The sequence below is a fragment of the Halopseudomonas nanhaiensis genome (assembly GCF_020025155.1).
GTDB classification, from domain to species: Bacteria; Pseudomonadota; Gammaproteobacteria; order Pseudomonadales; family Pseudomonadaceae; genus Halopseudomonas; species Halopseudomonas nanhaiensis.
Genome location: NZ_CP073751.1, coordinates 1,529,150 through 1,553,967, shown reverse-complemented (window position 1 = coordinate 1,553,967; position 24,818 = coordinate 1,529,150). Strand labels below are relative to the sequence as shown.

Sequence of the window (24,818 nt, the reverse complement as noted above, 5' to 3'; positions counted from 1 at the left end):
TCAGAGCCGCTCGATGCGCAGACCGGACTCCCCGGTTTCGCCGATTTCAACGCGTTGTCCGCGCAGGCCCAGATCACGCAGCGACTGTGCGACGGCCCCGGCGTCCTTCCCGTGCAGCACGACCCGCAGCCGCGTATCGGACCGTAGAGTGCGATTGAGCAGCTCCAGCCAGGTCCGTGACTGGGCGCTGTCCGCGTCGCTGAGGTCCAGTTCGGGAAGTAGCAGCTCTCCGTCAGTACGTAACAGCTTTATGAGTGTTGATGGCGTTGGATACAGCGGCGTCAGAACCGGCTCGGACGGCGTGAACTGATCGAGATGCAGATAGACGTGGCGATTGCCCCGGGTAATCGAATAGAGGCTGACAAATCGCTGCGGCTCGCCATCAAGCCGGATGGCCACATAGGCCTGATTGTCTTCCGGGCCGTACAACCGCGAGAAGCCGAACACCTGATTCGCCCAGAGGCTGCTACTGCCACATTCGCGCGCCTCACAGAAAAACAGCATGGTATGCGGCTGATCAAGCAATTGCTGCTTGGCATGGAGGAAGGCTTCCGATGCACTATGGCCGTCGGGAATACGCCAGGTCAGGCGCAGCAGATCACCCACGGCACGGACTTCCCGTTCAGCACGCAGCTGGTTGTTGATGCGACGGATGTTGCCGAGAACCACGCCGTGGTCGGCATCATCGAGCTTGCGTTCCTGAACCAGCTCGGCCCGCGGGAATGGCTCGATCACGGCGTCGCTGCGCTCTTCGGCGGACACGGCGGCAAGGCTTGTCAGCAGTATGCTCAGACCTGCGGCAAGTCCGGCTACTCGACTTCGGGATGGCATTGACTCTCCTTGGGGCGGACGCCGGCTTGCGGCGCCTACGCTTTATCCGACAGCCTTGCCCAGCAACCGCATCGGGTCAAGCAAGGCTTCGGTAAAAATTGTCAAGAATGGTTGCGACGTCCGCCGCCTGCTCCTCGAGATGAAGATGATGCCCACCCTCGATGTGATGTCGCTGGATGTGCTCGAAGCGCTCGATACGGTCGAGCACCTGCGGGTGCTTGTGCATCACACCCTGAGTGGCCAGGATCACGCACGCCGGGCTGCGGATAGCCTCGATGAAGGCTTCGGCATGACGGTTGGTGAAACGCAACGGTGAAGGAAGCATCAGCTGCGGGTCCGTGCGCCAGGTCCAGCCACCGTCGTGCGGCATCAGCCCACGTTCCACCAGACAACTGGCTGCCTGGTGAGACAACGAGGTATTGCCGCCCAGCATGCGCGCCCGGATCGCTTTCTCCACGTTGCTGTAGACCGGCTTGCGCTTGTTGCCGACGGAGAGGCTGGCCTCGAAGAAGCGTGCCATTTGCCGCGGCGCATCGTCCGGTTCGGAGGTGAACGGCAACAGCCCATCGATCATCGCAGCGCCGATGATCCTGTCCGGCAGGCTGCCGGTCAGAATGCCGCTGATGATCGCGCCCATCGAGTGGCCGAGTAATGCAAACCTTTTCCAGCCCAGATCTTCGGCAACCTGCAGAACGGTTGCCGCCTGCTGCCAGAGACTGTAGCCGCCTGCGGGCAGATGTCCCGAGAGCCCGTGACCGGCCAGATCCAGCGCGACCAGGTGCACCCCCTGCAGATGCGGCGCGACAAGATCAAAGGTGGCGGCGTTATCCAGCCAGCCGTGCAGGCCAATGACAGGCAGGCCATCGGGATCGCCCCAGACCTTCGCCGCCACCTCGATGGAAGGTAGCGAAAAGCGTACTTCGTGACTGTTAGAGTCCATCGTTCTCCACCTGAATCGGGCTAGTCTGCGGGGAATCTAAGGCCCGGCGGCGGAACCGACAAGCAACGAAGCGCGGCGTGAATGCACAGGCATAAGCAGCCGTCGATCATTGCACCACGATCGTTCGGCCGCTGACCGACCAGAACTCCAGCTGGTCCTGATAAGTCGCTTCGACCACGTGCCGCTTCAGTTTCAGGGTGGGCGTGAGGAATCCATCCTCGACTGTCCACGCATCGGCAATGACGACAAGGCAGGCCAGTTGCTCCTGCCGATTGAGTTCGGCGTTGAGCTTCAGGAGCGCTGCTGACAACGTCTCCTCCACCCGCACGGGATTGATCCCGGCGGTGGTCTGCTCTTCCAGTCTGACAAGCGCGATGGGTTGCGGCAGGTGCGTTCCCACCACACACGCCTGCTCGATATACGGATGGGCGAGCAGACGCTTTTCGATCGGACCCGGGGCAACATAACGGCCCTTGCTGGTCTTGAAAATGTCCTTGCGGCGCCCGGTGATACGCAGAAACCCTTCGTTGTCGATTTCACCGCAGTCACCGGTGTGGAGAAACCCGTCCTCGTCGAGCGCTTCGGCAGTCCGCGCCGGGTCCTTGTAGTAACCGAGCATGTTCGCCGGACTGCGTACCAGCAACTCGCCGTCTGCTGACAGGCGACACTCCACGCCCGGATTGGGCAGCCCGATCCAGCCACTCTTGAAGCGTTTGGGTCGGCCAAGATGGGAATAGCCGGCGTTTTCCGTCATGCCGTAGATTTCCACCAGGCTCAGACCGAGGCTGTGATACCAGAGCAGCAGCTGATCATCGATCGGTGCGGCACCGCTCACCGCATAGCGGATCTGGTCGAAGCCGAGCCTCTCCAGCACCTGCCGGGCCAGTGCGGTGCCGACCAGAGGGATGCCGACCGCCGCCTTGAGCAGCGCGCCCGGGACCCGCTGCAAGACACTCTGCTGCAGTTTCAGCCAGATCCTCGGTACGCCAAAAAATACCGTAGGTCGAGCGCGCCGATTGTCCTCGACGAACGTCTGCGCGCTATGGACGAAATAGATGGTCTGACCGGACAGCAGCGAAGCAATTTCGACAAACTGGCGTTCAGCAACATTGCTCAGCGGCAGGTAGGACAGCAGTCGGTCGTCTTCGGTGATGGTAAACAGTCGCAGTCCATTGTTGGCGGCGTAGTACATGCTGGCGAAGCTGAGCATGACACCCTTCGGGACCCCCGACGTACCGGAGGTGTAGATGATCGTTGCCACACTCTGCGGGTCCACCGCATGGTCGTCGGCCGACGGCTCGCTGGCATCGACCAGACTCTGCCAGGGCAGCAGGTGCGGGTCCTCCGGGGCCAGTGGCAGGGCGACCCATGGCAGCGCTTCGGGCAATCCCGCTCGCAGCGTCTGCCAGTTATCCAGCTTGCCCACGAATATGACACGGCAATCTGCGTGCTCCAGAACCTGACGCACTGAATCGGCAGTCAGCGTCGGATCGACCGGTACCGAAACATGCCCGGCCATCCAGATTGCCAGATCTGCGATGATCCAGTGCGCGCAGTTGCGCGACAACAGACCGATGTGGCTTCCGACAGGAAGATCGAGACTGCGCAGGTAGGCGGACATCCGTCGCGCCTGATCGCCGACGGCGGCCCAGGTGTACGACACCGCAGACCCATCAGCAAGCGGTTGGACCAGATAGACTTTCTCGGGGTGCGCACGTTCGCGCTGATAAAACGCCTCGAGCGCCGACGACACCGTCGGCCTGGCCTTCTCTGCCATGCATAACCTCTTTGATCTTATTGTTGTTAGTCAGGCCGAGCGAAAGCTCACCTGTTTGGGTGATGCGCTATCGTACCTGCAGTCCGCGCGTCCAGCCACAGGCGAAGGCGCTCAGCGGCCGACCTCGGCCGGATTGCTCATACACCGCAGGTGACTCAGACCCGCCGCGATGAAATCCGTGTCCAGACAAACAAGGCCAGCCGTAGGCATTGGATAGTGACCCCGTCGATGCCCCTCGACCAGTAGGCTTACCAGCTGGCTGACGAGCGGTTGATGACTTACCAGCAAAAGGTTGCCCTCGGTCCGCTCGGCAAGAAATCCAAGACACTGCGATGGCTCGTCGTCGGGCGTCAGCCAGGGCACCGTGGCGATTCCTCGGGCGAAGCCGATATGCGCGCAGACGATTTCAGCGGTCTGCTGCGCACGGCGGTAGGGACTGGCGAGCACGGCGTCGAGAGGCTGCTCGCGCAACAGGCTGGCCATGCGCGCCACTTCGTCCCGGCCAGTGTCGGTGAGGGAACGCTCGGCATCGGTGGTCGCGCTAGGCTCCGCCTGCCCGTGGCGCAATATCCAGATTCTCATGGCTGAGGCGGTCCGTCGGCACGGCCGGGCTCGGCTGCGGGCTTATCGGCCTGAGCCGCGACTGAGGTTGCTTCAGCTGCCGGCCATTCAATAAACGGCCACGGCTTCTGGTCGGTAATCTGGCTGACGTAGCGACCGATCTGCCGGGCGTACTGCGACAGGCTGCTGCCGAATCCGCACAGCCGCGGGTGCGCCGCTCCAGTAAACAGAAGAAATCCGAGCTGTAGCAGGGCGATTGCCAGAAGCAGCAGCTCGGTGACCTGCCAGGCGAGACCGAACAGCGCGGTGTACACCAGCCGCAGCCAGAAGTCCGGAGATGTCACGTTCCTCGCGAACGCGCTCACTGGCTCACCTCCCGGCGGCCGAGCTGCGAGAAGGCGGCGAACTCGACGTCATCTCTCTGCTCACCCGACATCAGCCGGCCGATGACCTCCTCCAGCGTGCGCTGCTCGAAAATGATCGCGTGCAGACCCGTGACCAGCGGCATGTATACGCCCTCTTCCTCTGATTTCTGCTTGAGGACCCGCAGCGTGTTGACGCCCTCGGCGACCTGCCCCAGCTGAGCCACGCTTTCCTCGAGCGTCTGCCCTTTACCCAGCGCATGGCCGACCTGATAGTTGCGTGACATCGGCGACATGCAGGTCACGATCAGATCACCGACGCCGGCCAGCCCCAGGAAAGTCATCGGGTTGGCGCCCATGTGCACCGCAAAGCGGGTCATTTCCGCCAGGGCGCGGGTGATCAGCATGCTTTTCGTGTTCTCGCCGACCCCCATGGCAGCAGCCATACCGGAAATGATCGCGTAGACGTTCTTCAGAGCGCCCCCCAGTTCCACACCGTATCGATCCTGGCTGGCATACACCCGCAGTGTCCTGCTGCCCAGTACCGCCTGCACTTCGCGACAGAGCGGTTCGTCGGCACTGGCCACTACGGTAGCCGTCAGCGCGCCCGCCGCCATTTCCTTCGCCAGATTCGGACCCGACAGAACGGCTACCCGAGCCTGGGGCGCCTCCTGCTCGACAATCTCGCTCATCATCAGGAAGGCAGGCTGCTCGATACCCTTTGTGGTGCTGACTACTGCCTTGCCGGATAAAGAGGAACCGATCTGCTGCAACACGGTGCGAAACGCTCCGCTGGGTATTGCCAGAAAGATGATCTCCGCCGAGCCCAGCGCAGCCTGCATGTCCGTGGTGATCTGCAGGCGTGGGTCGAGCTTGAAACCGGGCAGATAACGACGATTCTCCCGCTCCTCATCCATCTGCCTGGCGACCGTTTCGTCCCGCAACCACAGCGTCACCGGGATACCGTTCGTCGCCATCAAATGCGCCAGTGTCGTGCCGAAGCTGCCGCCTCCCAACACGCAGACAGCTTGCTTTTGCTCGCTCATGCACAGTTCCTTGGTCGTTCCAGATGCGGCCAGTATAAGCATCCCTCAGCTTCGCTGCGACACAAGCACTGGCAAAACGGATAGCGCTGGGTAATATGGCCGCATAATGCCAGTGCTAGGTTGCAAACTAAAAATGTACAAGCTTCAACGCGGTTTTGTTATTTCTTTTGTTTTCATGGGGATAGGTGTACCGGCGGCAGCCATGGACGAGCCGGAACTGACAGGCATGGAGCTGCCGACCGTTCTCAGCGCGACGCGCCTCAAACAGGCTCCGGCCGAGGTACCGGGGAGCATGACCGTGCTCGATCGCGATCTCATTCGTGCCAGCGGCGCGCGGGATGTGCCAGAGCTCATGCGCCTCGTGCCCGGCATGATGATTGGCTACAATTCCGGGCACCGCAGCAACGTCAACTACCACGGTCTCAATACCACTGAAGCCCGCCGCCTGCAGGTGCTGGTCGACGGCAGATCGGTGTACCGGCCCGGACTCGCCACGGTCGACTGGACCGATATCCCCCTGGCGATCGAAGACATCGAGCGCATAGAAGTGTTTCGTGGGCCAAACACTGCCGCTTACGGCGCCAATGCCCTGATGGGGGTGATCAACATCATTTCGACGCGCCCGGAATTGCGTCAGGGAACCCGACTCAAGATCACCGACGGGAATCGCGGCGTACGCGATCTGTACGCAAGCCATGGCGGCGCAGTGGGCAACACCCATGCCCGCCTGAGCCTGTTCGCCAAGGAAGACACCGGGTTCGACTTCGACGATGACGGTGAAGACTTCCGTGACAGCCGGCGGCTCAACGCGGTCAATCTGTTCGGGACTACCCAGCTCGACGCCACACAAAGCCTGCACTGGCAGGTGGGCGCCAAGGAGGGCAGCAATCAGGTCGACAACGACTACACCGTTCTGGCCCGCCCGACCGACGACGACTTTCTTTATGATCGATTGGTGGACGCTCACGATGACGTCTCCGATGTCACCGCGCGCGACTACTTCGCCCAGCTGCGCTGGAAGAACGAGCTCTCCCCTACACACAGCATCGAGCTGAAGACCTACGCGCAACACGTCGAGCGGCTCAGCGAATGGCGCGCCTGCGATTCGCCGGTGGTGTTCTCGCCGGAGCTGCGAGCCCTGTACGAAGCGGGCAACGTGTACCCCCGGCGGATCAACTACATCCTGCGCGACCGGGGCCTGTGGGGCGACCCCGAGTTCTACCGCGCTTATCTGGTAAACGAAGACGGACTGCCGCCAGAGCTGCTGCCACTGGTTGAAAGCGTCGTCGCCCAGCACGCCGCGGCGCGCAGTGGCCCGCCATCGTGCTGGGATATAAACGAAAACCTGCGTGAAACCCGCTACGAGGCAGAACTGCAGAACACCTGGCAGATGGCCGACAACCTGCGCGGCGTCGTCGGCGGCAATCTACGGTACGACCAGGCCAAATCCCAGACGTTGTTCGGCGGCAAGGTGGAAAATCACATAGGCCAGCTGTTCGGGCATCTGGAGTACCGCCCGTTCGAGCGATGGATGCTGCATTTCGGCGCCATGGCCGAGCAGGACCGGCTGAGCGGCTCGTCATTCTCGCCGCGCCTGGCTGCGCAGTACTTCATCCGCCCGACCCACGCTTTGCGCCTGGTCTACTCCGAAGCGGTGCGCTCGCCGGACATGTACGAGAACAATGCCCGCTGGACGTACACGCCGAACAACCTGAGTGGTCCCGCCGTCACGGATACCGAGTACTACGCCATCGCCGAAGCACCGGGCGGGCTTGATCAGGAACGCATCCGCTCCAGCGAAGTGGGCTATAACGGTCACTTTCACAGACTCGGGCTGTCGATCGATGTCCGCGGATTCTACGAAGACATCGACAACCTGATCAGCGAGCCGCTGCAGATCGTCAACTTCCAGCCGACCAACGAGTCTTCGGCGCGCTTCTCGGGCGCGGAGACGCAGATCGACTGGAGCGCGACCCGGCAGGACCGCCTGCGCCTGACGTACGCCTATGTCGACTTCACCGCCAGCAACCGACTCGACCAGCGGCTCACGGCGAGGAACAGCGGCTCGGTTGCCTGGCTGCGTCAGTGGCCGGCGGCAATCAACAGCAGCCTCATCTATTATGGAGCTGACCGGCTCAACGAGCGCCGCTTCGAGCGGCTCGACGGGCGACTGGCCAAGCGTTTCGCCATCGGAACCTCCAGCAGCCTGGAGCTGGCTGCGACGATGCAGTATCGCCTCGACGACGAAGGATTGACCTGGCCGGAAAATCTCTACGAAAGCCGTGACCAGTACTACCTCAGCGCGGAGCTGAGCTTCTAACGTAACCCGGCCGCAAGGACAAGGATGTCACATGCATTATCGGTTTGGATCAGGTCAGTGGCCGTGCCCGCCCTTCGTCTGATCGCGGCGGCCCTGCTGTGCCTGGCGAGCAGCAGCGGCCTGGCTGCGGACATCGCTGTGGTGCTGCCCGGCGAAACGGCGCTAACTCGAGAGTTTGTAGAGGCCTTGCGGCAGCGCCGTCCTGACGATCGCGTTGTGGTGTCGCTGCTGCAGCCGGACCAGGTCACGGCCCCTTCGGCGGATTTCCTCGTGACCATGGGCCAGCGCAGCCTGGCCTGGCGTGTGGCTCTTCCAGCGGGTGCCCCAACGGTCGCCACTTACGTCACGCCCAGCTCCCTCTCGGCGATCGAGCAACCGCTTCCGGATAGCGTTCAGGCACTGCTCGCCTCCCCCAAACCCGAGCGACAGCTCGCCCTGGCGCGTCTGCTGCTGCCGCGGCTGGGTAAGGTCGGGCTGCTGTACAGCCCGCAAGCTGCGCCGAGGATGGACGGCTGGAGCAAGGCGGCCGACGCGCAGAACCTCGAGGTGGTCTCCGGCGAGGTAGCTGACGCGGGGGATCTGGCCAAACGCGTTGCGTATGTCCTCGACGCCAGTGACGTACTGGTTGCGCCCGACGATCCGGCGATCTACAACGCCGACAACCTCAAGACCATCCTGCTGACCAGCTACGCGCGCAACAAGGTACTGATAGGGCCTTCGGCCCCGTTCATTGCCGCAGGCAGCCTGAGCACCACGTTCAGCAGCCCTGCGCAGATGGCCGATGCGGTGGATCGCTTGATCGATCAGCAATGGCAGCCCGCAGCCGTTAGCTACCCGCGGGACTTCTCAGTGTTGAGCAATCAGCAGGTGGCCAGGTCGCTGGGTCTGCCGATAGCCGAGGACGAGCAATTGGCGGAGCAGATCAGAGCGCAGGAGACCCAGCCATGAACCTTCTGCAACGGGGCACGATCAAGGGGCGGTTGATTGTCATTGCCGTGGTGCCGGCGCTTCTGTTCGCACTGCTCGCGGTGGTCTGGTTCACGGTCACGCGGATGGAAGATGTCGACCGTGAGCTACGCGACACCGGCGAACTGATTGCCAGCCAGCTTGCGCCCGCTGCCGAATACAGTGTGATCAGCGGCAATACGGCGAATCTTGGCGCGCTGCTGCAGGCGGCTCTGGAGCTGCCCCATGTGCAACGGGCGGAAGTATACGACGCACGTGGCACGCGGCTGGCCAGCCTCAGCCGACCGGAACCGATCAAGGCGCAGGAACTGCACGTGTTCACCGCCGATATCAACCGTCAGCGGGTCGCGCTGGATAACGAGCTGTACCTGCTCGACATGCCTGACAGTGACTTGCCCGCGCTGCAGCCGCGCTACCTCGGTCAGGTTCAGGTACACCTCAGCAAGCGCGCGTTCCTGGCCCGCCAGGCGGACATCCTGGTGGATACCCTGCTGCTGGCTCTCATCGTTTTACTAGCCTCTCTGGCCCTGGCAATACGCCTTGCACGGGCGCTGGCCCGGCCGATGGAGCAGATGAGCAAGGCCGTAAAGGCGCTGCAGGGCGGACAACTGGATACACGGCTCCCTGTTCAGGACCGTTACGAGATCGGCCAGCTAATGGGCAACATCAACGCTCTGGCGCAAAACCTCGAACAGGCCCGGACCAACCAGCAGCGCAGCATCGCGCAACTGGTCTCGGCGCGCGAAGACGCCGAGCAGGCCAACCGGGCGAAGTCCGAGTTTCTCGCCATGATGAGCCATGAGCTGCGTACGCCGATGAACGGGGTCATGGGCATGTTGCAGCTGCTGGAGACCACCGAGCTCAACGGCGAGCAGACAGAATACGTGCAGATCGCCGGTGACTCGACGCACCATCTGCTCAAGGTCATCAACGACATCCTCGATTTCTCGCGGATTGAAAACGGCGCTGTCGAACTCGAAGAGCTGACATTCGACCTGCCGGATCTCATCCGCCAGACTGTCGCTGCATTCGAGCACCCGGCCACGCAAAAGCAGCTGAAACTGCATACCGACCTTCACGGGCCGACCGAGCTGAGCCGCGTGGTCGGAGACCCGACACGCATCCGTCAGATACTGGTCAACCTGCTTGGCAACGCGCTGAAATTCACCGAGACCGGGGAGATCGGCGTGCGGGCGAACTGGGATGAGGACGGCCCCGGCCGCGTATGGCTGCATTGCCAGGTGTACGACACCGGGATCGGCATAGCCAGCGATCACCTGGAAACCATGTTCGAGGCGTTCCGCCAGGGCGACAGCAGCACGTCTCGCCGATTCGGCGGGACCGGACTGGGGCTGTCCATCGCACGAACCTTTGCCCGGAGAATGGGCGGTGACCTGCACGCAACCAGTCTGGAAGGCAAAGGCTCCTGCTTCACGCTGAGTATTCCGCTGCAGATCTCCGAGCAGGTGGAGGAACCGCCGATCCCGGTACAGAAAGCACCGACTGGGTCCCGTGACCCGGTGCTGCTGGTAGAGGACAACCCGGTCAACCGCATGGTCATCGAAGGCATGCTGCGGAGCCTGTCACACGAAGTCATCGTCGCCGAGACAGGCGATGAAGCTCTGGAGCATCTGGCGTCTTCGCAGCCCTTTGCCGCCATCCTCATGGACCTGCAGTTGCCGGATTGCGACGGCTTGAGCGTGTACACCACCTATCGCCGATTCGCTCAGGAACACAACCAGCCGCTGATTCCATGCATCGCACTGAGCGCGAGCGCCACCGAGGGCGATCGCAGTCGCTGCCTGGATGCCGGAATGCAGGCGTTTCTGGGCAAGCCGTTGGCGCGCCAGTCATTGCAACAGACGCTGAACAGGTGGGTAGGTGACGCAGCGGTCGATCATTGACCAGACTGATCAGGCACTATTCTGCGCCTCGTCGGCGGCAGTCCGGCATGGATTCCGCCGCAGCAAATGGCGACACTAGCGGCCATTCCCATCCGTACAGGGCCAACAACAATGAACGCCAGCGTCACCCCCGCGATCACCCTCGACACACCGTTTACCACCTTGCCGTCACTGATCGGTCTGCACGCCCGAGAGCGTGCTGATCACCCTGCTCTCGTCCAGGACGGACGCGTCATCAACTACCGCGAGCTCGACAGGCTGGTCGATCAGGTCGCCGCAGCGCTTCAGCGTGACGGTGTGCAGCCCGGCGAGTCGGTGGCCATCTGCTCGGCCAACTCCATTCCCTATGCGGTGCTGTTCCTGGGCGCACTGCGCGCAGGGGTAATCGTCGCGCCACTGGCCCCCTCCTCGACCCCGGAAAGCCTGCTCACCATGCTCAAGGATTCGGCGGCGAAGCTGTTCTTCGTCGACCAGGCGAGCGATCAGGCTCTGGAGGGTGTCAAGGAGCGCATCGCCATTGAGCTGTATTCGCTGGATGAGAGCAACGCCGAGCGCGGATTCAACCAATGGCTGGGCGAAGGATCGCCGACGCCAGTGGATATTCAGCCTGAGCAGTCCTTCAACGTGATCTACTCCTCGGGCACCACCGGCGAACCGAAGGGTATCGTTCAATCGCATGGCATGCGCTGGTCGCACATTCAGCGCGGCATCGTGTTCGGCTACGGTCCGGACTGCGTCACGCTTATTTCCACGCCCCTGTATTCCAACACGACGCTGGTGTCCTTCCTGCCCACGCTGGGCCTCGGCGGAACAGTAGTGCTGATGGCCAAGTTCGATGCAGCGAAGTATCTGAAGCTGGCCGCCGAGCACCGCGTCACGCATACCATGCTGGTGCCGGTGCAGTACCAGCGCATCATGTCCCGGGAGGACTTCGGAAACTACGACCTGTCCAGTTTCGTGATGAAGTTCAGCACCAGTGCGCCCTTCCATGCCGAGCTCAAGGCGGACATTCTGGCCCGCTGGCCGGGCGGGCTGATCGAATTCTACGGCATGACCGAGGGCGGCGGTTCCTGCATGCTCGCGGCGCATCAGTTTCCGGACAAGCTGGGCACCGTCGGCAAACCGCTGGAAAATCATGATATGCGGGTAATCGACGAAGACGGCAACGAACTGGCGCATGGCGAAATCGGCGAAGTCGTCGGCCATTCCCCGGCGATGATGACCGGCTACCTGAACAAGCCCGAGAAGACCCGCGAAGCGGAGTGGTACGACAGCGAAGGCAAGCGCTTCATCCGCACGGGCGATGTTGGCCGATTCGACGAGGACGGCTTTCTCACGCTGATGGACCGTCGCAAGGACATGATCATCAGCGGCGGCTTCAATATTTACCCCAGTGACCTGGAGGCCGAGTTACGCAAGCACCCGGATCTTCTGGAAGTAACCGTGATCGGCGTTCAGTCGCGCAGTTGGGGCGAAACGCCAGTGGGCTATGCTGTATTGAAACCGGGCGTCACCATCGCTGCCGGGGACATACTCGACTGGTTCAACCAGCGCGTTGGCAAGACGCAGAGGCTGAACAGACTGATCATTGCCGATGAGCTTCCGCGCAGTGCCATCGGCAAGGTGCTCAAGCGCGAGCTGCGCGACCAGTTCCAGGCGGAGTTCGGCGAGCTGGATTGACCTGCATCAGCGCCCCGCCGGCCTGGTTCGAAGACACTTTGTTCTGGGCTGGCTTGCGGGTATCCTCTTCGCCTGGTTTGACCGGGTGTGACTTTCACCGATGCCAGGCAGTCTGAGCTTACGCCGGCGGGTGAATCAATACCGTCCCAGCAGAACAACAGCATCCCGCCCAGTCGGGGTTCAGCAGGAGCTTTTAATGTCTAGACAGAACGCGTACAACCGGGAAGAGCTGCTCAAGTGCAGCCGCGGCGAGTTGTTCGGTCCCGGTAACGCGCAGTTGCCCGCCCCCAACATGCTGATGATCGATCGCATCACGCATATCAGCGACACCGGCGGGCGCTTCGGCAAGGGCGAGATTGTCGCCGAACTGGATATCCATCCTGACCTCTGGTTTTTTGCCTGTCATTTCGAAGGCGATCCGGTCATGCCGGGCTGCCTCGGTCTGGATGCCATGTGGCAGCTGGTGGGTTTCCACCTTGGCTGGCTCGGCTATGAAGGGCGTGGTCGCGCACTCGGATCAGGAGAGGTCAAGTTCTTCGGCCAGGTGCTCCCGACTGCTAAAAAGGTCACCTACACCATCCATATCAAGCGCACCATCAATCGCTCGCTGACCCTCGGCATTGCCGATGGCAGCATGGCCGTGGACGGCCGCGAGATCTACACCGCTGAAGGGCTGCGGGTAGGTCTGTTCACTTCAACAGACAGCTTCTGAGGACACTATTATGCGTCGCGTCGTGATTACCGGCATGGGCATCGTTTCCTGCCTCGGCCAGGATCTGGACAGCGTGGCAGCCAGCCTCAAGGCAGGCAAGCCGGGCATAACCTTCAACCCCGAATACGCCGAGATGGGCCTGCGCAGCCAGGTATCCGGCAGTGTGAAGATCGACCTTGATGCCGCGATCGACCGCAAGCTCAAGCGCTTCATGGGTGATGCCGCCGCCTTCGCTTACCTGTCCATGCAGCAGGCCGTAGCCGATGCCGGCCTCAGCCCGGAGCAGATCAGTCACGTGCGCACCGGCCTGGTCGCCGGCAGCGGCGGCGCCTCGACCCTGAACCAGATGGAGTCGGTGGATATCCTGCGCGAGAAAGGCGTGAAGAAAATCGGGCCGTATCGCGTTCCCCGCACCATGGGCAGTACGGTGTCTGCCTGCCTGGCGACCCCCTTCAAGATCAAGGGCGTGAACTATTCGATCTCTTCGGCCTGCGCCACCAGCGCACACTGCATCGGTCATGCCGCTGAGCTGATCCAGCTCGGCAAGCAGGACATCGTCTTTGCCGGCGGCGGCGAAGAAGAACACTGGTCGCAGTCGATGCTGTTCGATGCCATGGGTGCGTTGTCCACCAGCTATAACGAAACGCCCGAGAAGGCGTCGCGTGCCTACGACGCCAAGCGCGACGGTTTCGTCATTGCCGGCGGCGGCGGGATGGTCGTGGTCGAGGAACTCGAGCATGCCCTGGCGCGTGGTGCGAAGATCTACGCAGAAGTCATCGGCTACGGCGCAACGTCGGACGGTCACGACATGGTCGCTCCCAGCGGCGAAGGCGCCGTCCGCTGCATGCAGCAGGCCTTGGCAACGGTTGACGACGCTATCGAGTACCTCAACACCCACGGCACTTCCACGCCGGTCGGCGATGTCGCGGAGCTCAAGGCGATCCGGGAAGTGTTCGGCGACAAGGCACCGAAGATCAGCTCGACCAAGAGCCTCTCCGGTCACTCGCTCGGCGCAGCTGGTGTCCAGGAAGCGATCTACTGCCTGCTCATGATGCGTGACAACTTCCTCGCCGCTTCGGCCAACATCGAGGAGCTGGACGAAAACGCCGGTGACCTGCCGATCCTCCGAGAGCGGCTGGACCAGGCAGTCGATGTGGTCATGTCCAATAGCTTCGGCTTTGGCGGCACCAATGCCACGTTGATCATGAAGCGCTGGACCGGCGCCTGACGGCCAGGTGAGCGGCCTGGCGGCCGCTCACCTTCGTTTCTTACCATCCCCGTATCATTCTCGCGCACCTGACCGGCTTTCGCCCCGTTGCAGGGCATCATGCCCCGCGCAATGCCAGCAGTCCCGCAGCATCCTGATGGCACCATCCTTGCTTAGAGGTTCCTGACGTTCCCATCGCGCAAGGACACCTCATGGGCTTTTTCAACCTTTTACGCCTTTCAACGACCGACGCGGCTGCCTGCCAGCGGCTATTTACCAATCTCGACCTCAGCGTAGCGATTCCCGCGCAGCAAGGCGCGTTGACCTCGCTGCCCGAGTTTGTGGACACGCTCCACAGTCGCATCGCCAGCAGCCTGGAGGCGGCTGTCGGTATAGCCGCTCACGCCCCCCAGCTGGCTTCAATCGCCGGTGAGACGGAGCGCAACGGCGAGCAGCTGTCACAGTCATCGGAGATGATCGCCAGCGCCATCGAAGAAGTCAGCACCACCCTCGAATCCGAACTGGTGCCTGGCGCTTCTGCCATTGCACTGCTGACCGGTGAAGTCACTCACAAGCTGAAGCAGTGCGAGGCGGATAGTCGCCTGGTGCTCTGCCAGGTCGAAACCATTCAGGGCGCGGAAGGCTCTCTCGCCACGGAAATTCAACGGCTCGGCAAGCAGATCGAAGAAGTCACTCAAGTCATCGGCATGATTGCGACCATTTCACAGCAGACCAATCTGCTCGCATTGAACGCTGCCATCGAGGCCGCTCGTGCAGGTGAGCAGGGCCGTGGATTCGCCGTGGTAGCAGAGGAAGTGCGGCGATTGGCCGGGAACACAACCGAGGCGACAGACCGGGTCAGCGCCATCATCGAGGGCTTTCGGGGCGGCATGCAGCGGCTGAACGAGGCTGGCGAGAGCATGCATCGCTCCATAGCCGAGGGGCGTGACGGCATCCTGCGGGTCGATCAGCGTCTGGCCGATGCGGTGCAGGGCATGGAACAGCTCGATCAGCGCATGTCGAGTATGGCCAGCGGCACCGAACAGATTGGCGCAGCGGTTCGCTCGGTGAGTGAAGATGTGCAGAACGTCTCCGGCGTAGCCCACCAGCTACTGCGCAAGGCCGTTCAGGTCAGTCAGCACAGCGCAGCCGTGCGCAGCGAAGGCGATCACCTGCTCGATGGCCTTGGCCATTTTCAGCTCACGGTGCATCAGCAGATTCGCGACCGCGTCGAGCAATTCGCAGCAGAACCCGCTCTGCTTGAAGGCATCGCCCAGGCCGAACAGGCTATGCAGCGGTACATGGGCCGCGATCATCGCCTCGAGCTGATGTATCTGGTCGCAGCCGATGGGACTCAGGTCAGTGACAATATCTTTGCCGATGACCTGGCAGGCGTGCCAAGAGAGAGCGTGCGCGGAAGAAACTGGGCCACGCGGCCCTGGTTCAGGAGCGTGCGGGACAGCCTCAAGCCGTTCATCAGTCCGGTCTACCGCTCGACGGCCACGGACACCTTCTGCTTCACGCTATCCGCGCCGGTGTTCGGTCAGGACGGACGCCTGCGCTATGTGCTGGGCGCCGACGTGCGCCTGTCTGCCCTGTTGAACCAGTCAGGCCTGACCCGCGCCCCGGTAGCGCGTCAATCCGGCCAGCATCAGCCGGGGTTATCCGCGGCGTGGTAACGGTGTCTCGATTTGCGACAAAAGGCGGCACACATCAGCCCGACTGATAGTACTTGCCTACCGTACGTAACCTGCTAAAAACAAGGGATGACAAACAATCACGCATTGCCCACGCTTCCCGACGGCCTGATCGTCATCGTCAAACGCGCCTGTCCGACGTGCGCCCTGATCGAGCCGGTGCTGTCCGAGCTATCCGCAGCCGGAGTTCCGGTAACGGTGGTGGCCCAGGACATCGCCGATTTCAACGCCGGCGACGCCACTCAGATCGACGATCATGATCTGGCGTGGTCCTGGCAACTGGACTGCGAAATAGTCCCTACGCTCATTCGCCGGGACAACGGCAGCGAGACCGAGCGTACCTACGGCTGGTTTCGCGAAGACTGGGAGCGCATCAGCGGCTGCCAGAATCTGGGCGCAGCGTTACCGGCTTCGCGCCCCGGTTGCGGGTCGAAAACCCAGGACCCGGGGGTAGCTGATCGGCTGGCAATTCGTTTCGGTGCAGTGCGGTTCGCCTCGCGCGAAGTCGAAATCGGCGACAGCGAGGATCCCATCGAGGCGTGTTTCGATCGCGGCTGGAGTGACGGGCTGCCGGTCGTCCCGCCCACTCCCGAACGCGTCTACCGCATGCTCCAGGGCACCACACGCAAGCCTGATGACGTCCTCGGACTGATGCCGCCGGACCTGGTGCCCTGTACCGTGGAGAAGGTCGCGATAAACGCCGTCATGGCCGGCTGCAAACCGGAATACATGCCCGTCGTGCTGGCTGCAGTGGAGGCCGCACTGATCGATGAGTTCGGCATGCACGGCCTGCTCTGCACCACCATGTTCGCGGGGCCGCTGGTCCTGGTGAACGGCCCTGCCGCGCGCCAGATCGGCATGAACTCAGGCGTCAATGCCCTCGGCCAGGGCAACCGGGCCAATGCGAGTATCGGTCGCGCGCTGCAGTTGGTGGTGCGTAACGTCGGCGGTGGTCGGCCGGGCGAAATCGATCGCGCCACCCTGGGCACGCCAGGCAAATACACCTTCTGCTTTGCCGAGTCCGAAGACAGTGAGTGGGATTCCCTGGCAGTGGAGCGTGGCTTCACCAGCGAGCAATCGGTGGTAACCCTGTTCGCTGCCGAAGGGGTTCAGGGCATTCTCGATCAAAAGTCACGCACCCCGGAATCGCTCGCCAGGAGCTTTGCCCTCTCACTACGCGCGGTTGACCATTACAAACTGGCCATGCACGGCGATGCGATGCTGGTGGTCTCGCCGGAACACGCCAGAGTGTTCATCGAAGCGGGCTGGAGCAAGGCGCGGCTGCGCCAGGAACTGGACAAGCTGATGGTCATGCCCGGCAAGGATCTGATCGTTGGCGCAGGCGGCATTGCCGAAGGCATGCCGGCGAATTTCGCCGATGCCGCAATTCCCAAGTTTCGACCCGGCGGGTTGCTGATCGTACGGGCCGGTGGCCCGGCCGGTCTGTTCTCCGCCGTCATCGCTGGCTGGGCCGCTTCCGGTCCGACCGGCTCCACCCCGGTAAGCAAGGAGGTAACGGCATGAATTCGCCGACCACACTGCTCGACCCAACCGCCGAATCGTCCCCGGCTGGCCGCAGCCTGAGTGCCAGGCCGGCCAGCCTGGATGGATTGACCGTTGGATTGCTGGACATCTCCAAGTCTCGCGGCGATGTGTTTCTCAATCGCCTGGACGCCCTGCTCGCAGAGCGCGGCATCGAAGTGAAGCGTTATCGCAAGCCGACGTTCGCCCGGATCGCTCCGACCGAACTCAAGCAACGCATAGCCAGTGAATGTGACGTTCTGGTAGAAGGATTGGCTGACTGAGGTTCCTGTACGTCGTGCTGTATGCATGATATAGGCGACCTCGAAGGCCGTAGCATCCCGGGCGTCGGCATTGCTTCGAGCGAGTTTGTCGAGGCAGCGGCGCTGCAGAGCAAGGCACTGGGCATGAGTCCGGACATGGTATTCGTACCGCATCCGATTCAGGACCGTACCGACGACGAGTTGCGCGCGCTGGCTGATCAGGCGTTTGCCGACATTGTGGAGGCGCTGACCAGACAACCCACGTGACTGGCAATCTGCTGTATCCGCGCGTGTCCGCTCGACCAGGAGCAGAGCGGACACGCACGAGTACATCCGTGTAGCTCACCGATGCCATCCCTTGCATCGGACGGTCCGCCCTGCCCCTGCCCGACCGCACATCCCAGGCCATGCGTTTCATCAAATAGCTAAAGCGACGATCAGACGCATATGGAACACATAACCGACCCCCGCCGAACCCTACCCTCGGTCGATCAGCTGCTGCGCTGGCCGGTCATCAGCGCGTTCTCCGTTCAGCACGGGAAGACGCTGCTCAAGGAGATCGTCGCCGAACAGCTGTCGCACCTGCGTGCCGAAGCAGTGGCTTTCGACGCTGACGCATTCTGCGAGTCGGTACAGGCGCGCCTGACGGCTGTTTTATCTCCCTCGCTGCGCCAGGTCTTCAACCTGACCGGCACCGTGCTGCACACCAATCTCGGTCGCGCGCCGCTGCCGGAAGAGGCCATCGAGGCCATGGCGGCCGTTGCCCGCGGCGCGAGCAATCTGGAGTTTGATCTGCATACCGGCCGGCGAGGCGATAGGGATGCGCATCTGGAGAGCTGGTTGTGCAGGCTCACCGGCGCCGAAGCAGCCACCGTGGTCAACAACAACGCAGCCGCCGTGCTGTTGATGTTGAACACCCTGGCCAAGGGCAAGGAAGTACCCGTTTCCCGCGGTGAGCTGGTGGAAATCGGCGGCGCCTTCCGCATGCCGGACGTCATGCAGCGAGCCCAGTGCAGGTTGCGTGAGGTAGGTACCACCAACCGCACCCACCTGGCCGATTATGCCGATGCGATAGGACAGCGCACAGGCATACTGATGACCGTCCACACCAGCAACTACAAGGTCGTCGGTTTCACCGCCAGTGTGCCGGAACAGCGACTTGCGCACCTGGCACAGGAGCACGGCATACCCTATGCGGTCGATCTGGGGAGCGGCAGCCTGGTGGATCTGAGTCGCTGGGGCCTCCCGGCGGAACCGACGCCGATGGCCAGCCTCGGCAACGGCGTCGACCTGGTTTCGTTCAGCGGCGACAAGCTGTTGGGCGGGCCCCAGTGCGGCATCATCATTGGACGCCGCGACCTCATCGATCGACTAAAGAAGAACCCGCTCAAGCGAGCGCTGCGTTGTGACAAGTTGACGATTGCCGCGCTCGAAGCTGTGTTGCGCCTGTATGCCGATCCGGATCGCCTCGCTGAGCGGCTGCCCAGCCTGCGGGCATTGAGCCGCTCGCAGACCGATGTCGCCGCGCAATGCGCACGTCTGCTCGATATCGTCGCCACCTGGGCCGGCAGCGACTATAGCGTCTCCAGCGAGCCAGTCATGGGGCAGATCGGCAGCGGCGCGTTGCCCATCGAGCATCTGCATAGTCAGGCGCTGATCGTACGCCCTGTGGGCCCGAGCAAGGGCTCGGGCAGTCGGCTCACCGCACTGGCTGCACGGTTACGCGCGCTCCCGGTGCCGGTCATCGGACGGGTGCAGGACGCGTCGGTGATTCTCGACTGCCGTTGTCTGGAGGACGAAGCCACCTTCTGCAAGCAACTGCGGGCCGAACGGTGATCGTCGCCACGGCCGGCCACGTCGACCACGGTAAAACGTCGCTGGTCCGCGCGCTGACCGGGCAGGACACCGATCGCACCGAAGAGGAACGCCGGCGTGGCCTGAGCATCGAGCTGGGCTTCGCCTGGCTGCAAACCGCTGACGGCACCGAAGTCGATATCGTCGACGTGCCGGGACATGAGCGTTTCATGCGCACCATGATGGCCGGCGTGGGTGCCGTGGACGCGGTGATGCTCGTCGTCGCGGCCGACGAAGGCGCGATGCCGCAGACGCTTGAGCACATCGAGCTGATACACCTGCTGGCCATCGACCGCGTGGTCGTCGTGCTGACCAAGGTGTTCCGCGCGACGCTCGAGCAGCGCGAAGCGCTGGCGCAGGATGTGCGCCAGCGGCTCGCGGAGGCCGGCATCCCCTCGGTGCAGACCGTCGAAGTCGACAGCTTGACCGGGCTTGGAATCGATCGCCTGCGCCAGATACTAAGCGCCCTGGCTGCGCACTGTCCGCCCCCGCACACGGAGCTGTTGTCACGTTTCTGGATCGACCGGCATTTCCACCGTCCTGGCGCAGCCCATGTGGTAACCGGAACGCTATATCAGGGCTGCGTCACGCCCGGACAGTCGCTGAGGCTCACGCCCGGCGGCGCAGTCGTGCGTATCCGCGCGGTTCAGCGCCACGGTCGGCCGGTGCAGCGATTGATGGCTGGCGAACGCGGGGCGCTGGATCTGGCCGGGGATTTGCCCGAGCAGGGCTGTGAACGCGGCGCTCAGTTGCTCGATGAGCACGCCTGGCTGGAGACCCGGCGTCTGGACGCACGAATGGATCGGCTGACCAGCCACTCGACGCGGGGAGACCTGCAGCTGCATCTCGCGGGGAATACCGTAACGGCCCGCCACGTTCCCCTGCGCGGCATCGAAACCGACGATGGAAAAGGCTACGCGCAATGGATTCTTGCCGAGCCGTTGGCCTGCCGACACGGCGATCGTTTCATCGTCCGTAATGCCACTACCCATCGACTGGTCGCAAGCGGCGTCGTGGTCGATCCGACCGCCCCCGGACGCGGGCGACAATCCCCCGCACGCCTGCGCATTCTGCACGCACTGGATGAGGTCAATCTTCTGCGTTGCCTCCAAGCCTTGCTGGCGGTATCGGAAGATGGGCTGGACCTCGACTGGGTGCGGCGCTCGCGACACGTCAGCAGTCAGGCCATGGAAGCGACGATTGCGCCGCTGGTCGAGGACGGTCAGCTGTATCGCCGTGGAAGCTGGGTCTGCGCACGGTCGCAGCTGGGTCGTTGCGTGGATCGCTTGCTCGATAGCGTCGATGCATTCCATGGCGAGTATCCGCAGATGCGCGGGCCGAGCTTCCCCGCGTTGGCCAGACGCCTGGGAATCAGCCTGCCCAGCGCATTACTCTCACACGCGGTTCGCCAGGTGCTGGATCAGCACTGCATCGTGCAGAGCGGACCGTGCCTGCATCGACCCGGTCATCAGCCACAACCGAGTCCAGACTCTGCGGACATGTTCGGCAGGATGCTGCCGCTGTTCCACCACTGTGCTCCGCGCCCGCCGGTCATCGGTGAGCTGCTTGATACCCTTGAGCTCGAGCGTGACAGCTTGCAGACGGCGCTGGATGAGTTGAGTGCGCTGGGCTGGCTGGTGTTTGTCGGACGCAACCGCTATCTGCTGCCGGATTCGGCAGACCAGCTCTACCAATCTGCCCGGGAGCTCGCGAGCCGCAGCGCCGATGGCGGCTTCAGCGCGGCGGAGTTTCGTGATCTGACACGGATCGGCCGCAACCACAGCATTGCGGTGCTGGAGTATTTCGATCGCAGTGGCCTGACCCGGCTCAGACTTGGGCGGCGCTGGCTCGCCGGGCCTGCCGCGCCATGATGACCACAAGCACTCCGCAGGTGGCCATGACTCCGGCCATCGGCACTGCAGTGCCGTTGTGCAGCACGCCAACCAAGGCCGAGGTAATACCGGCGATCACGAACTGCATTGTTCCCATCAGCGCGGATGCCACGCCCGCCTGATGACCATGCCCGGCCATGGCACTGGCCGAAGAATTGGGAAGCACCAGCGCGATCACCGCTACGCTGCCGAACAGCGGCGGCATCATCGCCCATAGTGTCGACGGATTGCTCAACGCGACGAGCAGCAGCGTCAGGGTACACACCATGTAAATCAGCGCGGTGAGCTTGAGCACCTTCACGGGCGAGCGGCGACGCAGCAACCGGCTATTGAACTGGGCGAACAGGATGAAGCCCGCCGCATTCGCGCCAAAGAACCAGCCGAAATGCTCCGCCGGAATGCCGTACAACTCGATGAAGACAAAGGGCGAGCCCGCTATGTACGCAAACATGCCGGCCATGGCGATACCGCCAGTGAGTGCGTGGTACATGAACACGCGCTCGCGTAGCAGCCCGCCGTAGCGACCCAGAGCGCTGGACAGGGCGGCCCGGGGCACACCCTGCGGAATCGTCTCCGGCAGCCCGAAATACACGGCGAAAATGTAGATACCCGAAAATGCCGCCAGGAAAATGAAGATCAGCGGCCAGCCGCCGAGCGCCAGCAGCGCTCCGCCACCGAGCGGTGCCAGGATCGGCGCCACGCCCATCACCAGCATCAGCTGTGAAAAGGCCTTGGCCGCTTCGATCGGCGTGCACAGGTCGCGCACGACCGCCCGGTTGACCACGATCCCGGCACAGCCTCCCAGTGCCTGTGCAAAGCGTGCTGCCAGCAGCCATTCGAGCGACGGAGCCAGGGCACAGGCTACCGAAGCCAGGAAGAACAGAACGATGCCGAACAACAGCGGCTTGCGTCGACCGAAGCGATCGGCAATGGGGCCGTAGAACAGCTGACCGGATGCCAGACCGATGAAATAGGCCGACAGACTGAGCTGTATATGTTCACTGTCGGTGCCGAAGGAGGCAGCCATCGCCGGGAATGCGGGCAAATAGAGGTCGATCGCCAATGGACCGAATGCGCTGAGGCCACCCAGGATGAGCAGCAGTCGTAGAGTCATGAACCACCAGGAGCGGGCTAGCAGGCTACAATGTTTCGCCGGAGCAGCACATGATGACAGAAAGCGTGCCGACATGGCGGCAACACACTGTTGCGCTCCCTGCGCCGATCGACCGCATTGGGGAAATCTATTTTGCCTTCTGCCGATACGGTGCCAGTCTTGTGACCGAAGCCAAGAGGAACCATTCCATGCCGACGATGCTAGACGACGATACCCTCGCCTTTGCCCACAAGGTGTTCAATCACTGCCGCAACGGGGACTCTGCCGAACTGGCCACGCTGCTGGACGCCGGGCTCCCGGCCAATCTGCTTACCTCCACCGGTGACAGTCTGCTGATGCTCGCCAGCTACCACGGTCGGGTAGAGACAACGCGTTTGCTGCTCAAACATGGCGGCGATCCTTCCCTTGCCAACGACCGTGCGCAGACACCGCTCGCCGGAGCGGTGTTCAAGGGCGATCATGCAGTCGTGGAGCTGCTGCTCGAGCACGGTGCGCCGGTGGATCAGCTGCCGCCTGGCGGCAAGACAGCACTGATGTTTGCGGCGATGTTCAACCGCACCGACCTGCTGCTCAGGTTACTCGAGGCCGGCGCTGATCCGCAGCTGCGTGACAGCGAGGGCAAGACGGCGCTGCAGCTTGCCCAGGCGATGGGCGCTGCAGACGCCGCCGCGTACCTCAGGAGCGTCGAGCCGCGACGGTCCGCGCGAGGGTAAAGCCGCCTATGATCAGGACCGCCCCCACCGCGGGGATCCAGTAGCCTTCGACCTGGGGGATAGTCCGCAGAAACACGAAGGCGACTGCGGTGGGTGCCACAAAGCGCACGAGGAACTGCCACAGCCCGAACCAGCCTGCCGAGGTATTCATCTCGCGCAGCACTTCCTCACGGCTGAGTATCCAGCCAGCAAACAGCGCAATCAGCAGTCCACCCAGCGGCATGAGTATGTTGGTGATGAACTCGAGAACGTCGAACGGCGACTTGCCGAACAGCTCATGGGTGATGGTACCTTCGGACCAGCTGTTGAAGCTGAACACCGTGACGACACCGAGTGCCCAGCACAGCACCACCATCAACGCGACGGCAGCCGGGCGACCCATGGCGAACCGCTCGACCAGCCAGGCGGCTATCGGCTCGATCAGTGAAATGGCGGAGGTCAGTGCGGCACCGATCACCAGTACGAAGAAGATGCCGCCGAGAATCGATCCGCCCGGCAGCCCGGCGAAAGCGATCGGCAAGGTGACGAACATCAGTCCCGGCCCCTGCCCTGCCTCCAGTCCGCTACCGAAAACCAGTGCGAAGATCGCCAACCCGGCCATGAGCGCGATCAGCGTATCGACTGCTGCAATCCAGAACGCGGTGCGCGTCAGTGACGCTTCGCTGGACATGTAGGCGCCGTAAGCCATGATTGCGCCCATGCCCAGGCTCAGCGTGAAGAAGGATTGTCCCATCGCCTGCAGCCAACCCTCGAGACTCAAGTCCGCCAGATTGAATGTGAACAGAAAGCTGAACGCCGCAGCGGCATCGCCGACCAGCAGACCATAGCCGAGCACGATCACCAGGATCAGAAACAGCGCCGGCATCATGAAGCGCAGACCACCCTCGATGCCCTTGTGAATGCCCATGCCCACGATCAGCCCGGACACCAGTATGAACACGGTGTGATAAGTGAGGAGCAGGCCGGGCGAGGCAAGCAGCGAATCGAACGAGCCGCTGATGGTTGCAGTATCGGCGCCGGCCAGCGCCCCGGAGAACATCAGCCCCGTATAATGCACGGCCCAGCCGGCGATCACCGAATAGAAGCTGAGAATGATGAACGCAGCGGCTGCGCCCATCCAGCCGATTGCCCGCCACGCTCCACTGGCCTTGTGCGTTCGGGCCAGATGCGCCATGCCCATGATCGGACTGCGGCGGCTGTTGCGGCCAATCAGCGTCTCGGCTATCAGGATCGGAATACCGACCATGGCGATGGTCAGGGCGTAAACGAGAATGAACGCGCCGCCGCCATTTTCACCGGTCAGATAAGGGAAGCGCCAGAGGTTGCCGAGACCGACGGCAGAGCCGACCGCGGCGAGGAGAAACGTACCCTTGTGGGTCCATACTTTGCTGGAAGTCATTGAGTTTGATCCGAATTGCGTTGTCAGGCTGTGTCGGCGCGCAAGGGTACCACAAGCCG

The 24,818-nt window shown here is 62.8% G+C and carries 20 protein-coding genes; 12 read left to right on the top strand and 8 right to left on the bottom strand.

Annotated features, from left to right (window positions below):
* From KEM63_RS07020 to KEM63_RS06995, 6 genes are all read right to left on the bottom strand, one after another.
* Complete coding sequence (locus KEM63_RS07020) at window positions 1-831, bottom strand: DUF4892 domain-containing protein (protein ID WP_223655475.1); 831 nt, start codon at window positions 829-831, stop codon at window positions 1-3.
* Between the two features lie 76 nt (window positions 832-907).
* Entirely contained in the window at window positions 908-1,771 is an 864-nt protein-coding gene (locus tag KEM63_RS07015) for an alpha/beta hydrolase (RefSeq protein ID WP_223655474.1), read from the bottom strand.
* Window positions 1,772-1,877: 106 nt separating this feature from the next.
* Entirely contained in the window at window positions 1,878-3,548 is a 1,671-nt protein-coding gene (locus tag KEM63_RS07010) for an AMP-binding protein (RefSeq protein ID WP_223655473.1), read from the bottom strand.
* Between the two features lie 111 nt (window positions 3,549-3,659).
* Window positions 3,660-4,130 (bottom strand): phosphohistidine phosphatase SixA, encoded by a 471-nt coding sequence (gene sixA, locus KEM63_RS07005; RefSeq protein WP_223655472.1) that lies wholly within the window; start codon window positions 4,128-4,130, stop codon window positions 3,660-3,662.
* Window positions 4,127-4,474 carry a DUF4389 domain-containing protein gene (locus KEM63_RS07000; RefSeq protein ID WP_223655471.1) on the bottom strand — a complete coding sequence of 116 codons (348 nt, stop codon included), beginning with the start codon at window positions 4,472-4,474 and terminating at the stop codon, window positions 4,127-4,129. Before KEM63_RS07000 ends, sixA begins: the two co-directional genes overlap by 4 nt.
* Window positions 4,471-5,517, bottom strand: coding sequence for an NAD(P)H-dependent glycerol-3-phosphate dehydrogenase (locus KEM63_RS06995; protein ID WP_223655470.1), 1,047 nt, complete (start codon window positions 5,515-5,517; stop codon window positions 4,471-4,473). The genes KEM63_RS07000 and KEM63_RS06995 overlap by 4 nt, the downstream gene beginning before the upstream one ends.
* Window positions 5,518-5,719: 202 nt before the next feature.
* On the opposite strand from KEM63_RS06995, the gene KEM63_RS06990 reads away from it, so the two are divergent.
* From KEM63_RS06990 to selB, 11 genes are all read left to right on the top strand, one after another.
* Window positions 5,720-7,837, top strand: coding sequence for a TonB-dependent receptor plug domain-containing protein (locus tag KEM63_RS06990; protein ID WP_223655469.1), 2,118 nt, complete (start codon window positions 5,720-5,722; stop codon window positions 7,835-7,837).
* Window positions 7,838-7,900: 63 nt separating this feature from the next.
* Complete coding sequence (locus KEM63_RS06985) at window positions 7,901-8,785, top strand: hypothetical protein (protein WP_223655468.1); 885 nt, start codon at window positions 7,901-7,903, stop codon at window positions 8,783-8,785.
* A complete protein-coding gene (locus KEM63_RS06980; RefSeq protein ID WP_223655467.1) occupies window positions 8,782-10,707 on the top strand; it encodes an ATP-binding protein in 1,926 nt (641 codons plus the stop codon). Before KEM63_RS06985 ends, KEM63_RS06980 begins: the two co-directional genes overlap by 4 nt.
* A 111-nt stretch (window positions 10,708-10,818) precedes the next feature.
* On the top strand, window positions 10,819-12,387 hold the full coding sequence (locus KEM63_RS06975) for a class I adenylate-forming enzyme family protein (RefSeq protein ID WP_223655466.1): 1,569 nt from the start codon (window positions 10,819-10,821) through the stop codon (window positions 12,385-12,387).
* A gap of 196 nt (window positions 12,388-12,583) precedes the next feature.
* A complete protein-coding gene (gene fabA / locus KEM63_RS06970) occupies window positions 12,584-13,099 on the top strand; it encodes a 3-hydroxyacyl-[acyl-carrier-protein] dehydratase FabA (RefSeq protein ID WP_223655465.1) in 516 nt (171 codons plus the stop codon).
* A gap of 10 nt (window positions 13,100-13,109) precedes the next feature.
* Window positions 13,110-14,327 carry a beta-ketoacyl-ACP synthase I gene (gene fabB / locus KEM63_RS06965; RefSeq protein ID WP_223655464.1) on the top strand — a complete coding sequence of 406 codons (1,218 nt, stop codon included), beginning with the start codon at window positions 13,110-13,112 and terminating at the stop codon, window positions 14,325-14,327.
* 191 nt (window positions 14,328-14,518) lie between these two features.
* Entirely contained in the window at window positions 14,519-15,985 is a 1,467-nt protein-coding gene (locus KEM63_RS06960) for a methyl-accepting chemotaxis protein (protein ID WP_223655463.1), read from the top strand.
* 87 nt (window positions 15,986-16,072) lie between these two features.
* Window positions 16,073-17,527, top strand: coding sequence for a hypothetical protein (locus tag KEM63_RS06955; protein ID WP_223655462.1), 1,455 nt, complete (start codon window positions 16,073-16,075; stop codon window positions 17,525-17,527).
* The gene (locus KEM63_RS16955) at window positions 17,524-18,054 is read left to right on the top strand and encodes a UGSC family (seleno)protein (protein WP_279346941.1); all 531 of its coding nucleotides are present in this window, start codon (window positions 17,524-17,526) and stop codon (window positions 18,052-18,054) included. The genes KEM63_RS06955 and KEM63_RS16955 overlap by 4 nt, the downstream gene beginning before the upstream one ends.
* A gap of 180 nt (window positions 18,055-18,234) precedes the next feature.
* A complete protein-coding gene (gene selA, locus KEM63_RS06940) occupies window positions 18,235-19,623 on the top strand; it encodes an L-seryl-tRNA(Sec) selenium transferase (protein WP_223655459.1) in 1,389 nt (462 codons plus the stop codon).
* The gene (gene selB, locus KEM63_RS06935) at window positions 19,620-21,512 is read left to right on the top strand and encodes a selenocysteine-specific translation elongation factor (RefSeq protein ID WP_223655458.1); all 1,893 of its coding nucleotides are present in this window, start codon (window positions 19,620-19,622) and stop codon (window positions 21,510-21,512) included. Before selA ends, selB begins: the two co-directional genes overlap by 4 nt.
* On the opposite strand, the gene KEM63_RS06930 is transcribed toward selB, so the two are convergent.
* Window positions 21,469-22,647, bottom strand: coding sequence for a multidrug effflux MFS transporter (locus KEM63_RS06930; RefSeq protein WP_223655457.1), 1,179 nt, complete (start codon window positions 22,645-22,647; stop codon window positions 21,469-21,471). The two genes, selB and KEM63_RS06930, sit on opposite strands and share 44 nt — an antisense overlap.
* 188 nt (window positions 22,648-22,835) lie before the next feature.
* Here KEM63_RS06930 and KEM63_RS06925 point away from each other — a divergent pair, with 188 nt between their 5' ends.
* Entirely contained in the window at window positions 22,836-23,360 is a 525-nt protein-coding gene (locus KEM63_RS06925) for an ankyrin repeat domain-containing protein (protein ID WP_223655456.1), read from the top strand.
* Here the strand turns inward: KEM63_RS06925 and KEM63_RS06920 are convergent.
* Window positions 23,323-24,759 carry a sodium-dependent transporter gene (locus KEM63_RS06920; protein ID WP_223655455.1) on the bottom strand — a complete coding sequence of 479 codons (1,437 nt, stop codon included), beginning with the start codon at window positions 24,757-24,759 and terminating at the stop codon, window positions 23,323-23,325. The genes KEM63_RS06925 and KEM63_RS06920 overlap by 38 nt on opposite strands.
* Window positions 24,760-24,818: the final 59 nt, after the last annotated feature.

Excerpts from the sequence above, each read along its gene's own strand:
- KEM63_RS07020 (WP_223655475.1), bottom strand. The coding sequence starts at position 831 with ATGCCATCCCGAAGTCGAGTAGCCGGACTTGCCGCAGGTCTGAGCATA.
- KEM63_RS07015 (WP_223655474.1), bottom strand. The coding sequence starts at position 1,771 with ATGGACTCTAACAGTCACGAAGTACGCTTTTCGCTACCTTCCATCGAG.
- KEM63_RS07010 (WP_223655473.1), bottom strand. The coding sequence starts at position 3,548 with ATGGCAGAGAAGGCCAGGCCGACGGTGTCGTCGGCGCTCGAGGCGTTT.
- sixA (WP_223655472.1), bottom strand. The coding sequence starts at position 4,130 with ATGAGAATCTGGATATTGCGCCACGGGCAGGCGGAGCCTAGCGCGACC.
- KEM63_RS06995 (WP_223655470.1), bottom strand. The coding sequence starts at position 5,517 with ATGAGCGAGCAAAAGCAAGCTGTCTGCGTGTTGGGAGGCGGCAGCTTC.
- KEM63_RS06990 (WP_223655469.1), top strand. The coding sequence starts at position 5,720 with ATGGACGAGCCGGAACTGACAGGCATGGAGCTGCCGACCGTTCTCAGC.
- KEM63_RS06980 (WP_223655467.1), top strand. The coding sequence starts at position 8,782 with ATGAACCTTCTGCAACGGGGCACGATCAAGGGGCGGTTGATTGTCATT.
- KEM63_RS06975 (WP_223655466.1), top strand. The coding sequence starts at position 10,819 with ATGAACGCCAGCGTCACCCCCGCGATCACCCTCGACACACCGTTTACC.
- fabA (WP_223655465.1), top strand. The coding sequence starts at position 12,584 with ATGTCTAGACAGAACGCGTACAACCGGGAAGAGCTGCTCAAGTGCAGC.
- fabB (WP_223655464.1), top strand. The coding sequence starts at position 13,110 with ATGCGTCGCGTCGTGATTACCGGCATGGGCATCGTTTCCTGCCTCGGC.
- KEM63_RS06960 (WP_223655463.1), top strand. The coding sequence starts at position 14,519 with ATGGGCTTTTTCAACCTTTTACGCCTTTCAACGACCGACGCGGCTGCC.
- KEM63_RS06955 (WP_223655462.1), top strand. The coding sequence starts at position 16,073 with ATGACAAACAATCACGCATTGCCCACGCTTCCCGACGGCCTGATCGTC.
- selA (WP_223655459.1), top strand. The coding sequence starts at position 18,235 with ATGGAACACATAACCGACCCCCGCCGAACCCTACCCTCGGTCGATCAG.
- KEM63_RS06930 (WP_223655457.1), bottom strand. The coding sequence starts at position 22,647 with ATGACTCTACGACTGCTGCTCATCCTGGGTGGCCTCAGCGCATTCGGT.
- KEM63_RS06925 (WP_223655456.1), top strand. The coding sequence starts at position 22,836 with ATGCCGACGATGCTAGACGACGATACCCTCGCCTTTGCCCACAAGGTG.
- KEM63_RS06920 (WP_223655455.1), bottom strand. The coding sequence starts at position 24,759 with ATGACTTCCAGCAAAGTATGGACCCACAAGGGTACGTTTCTCCTCGCC.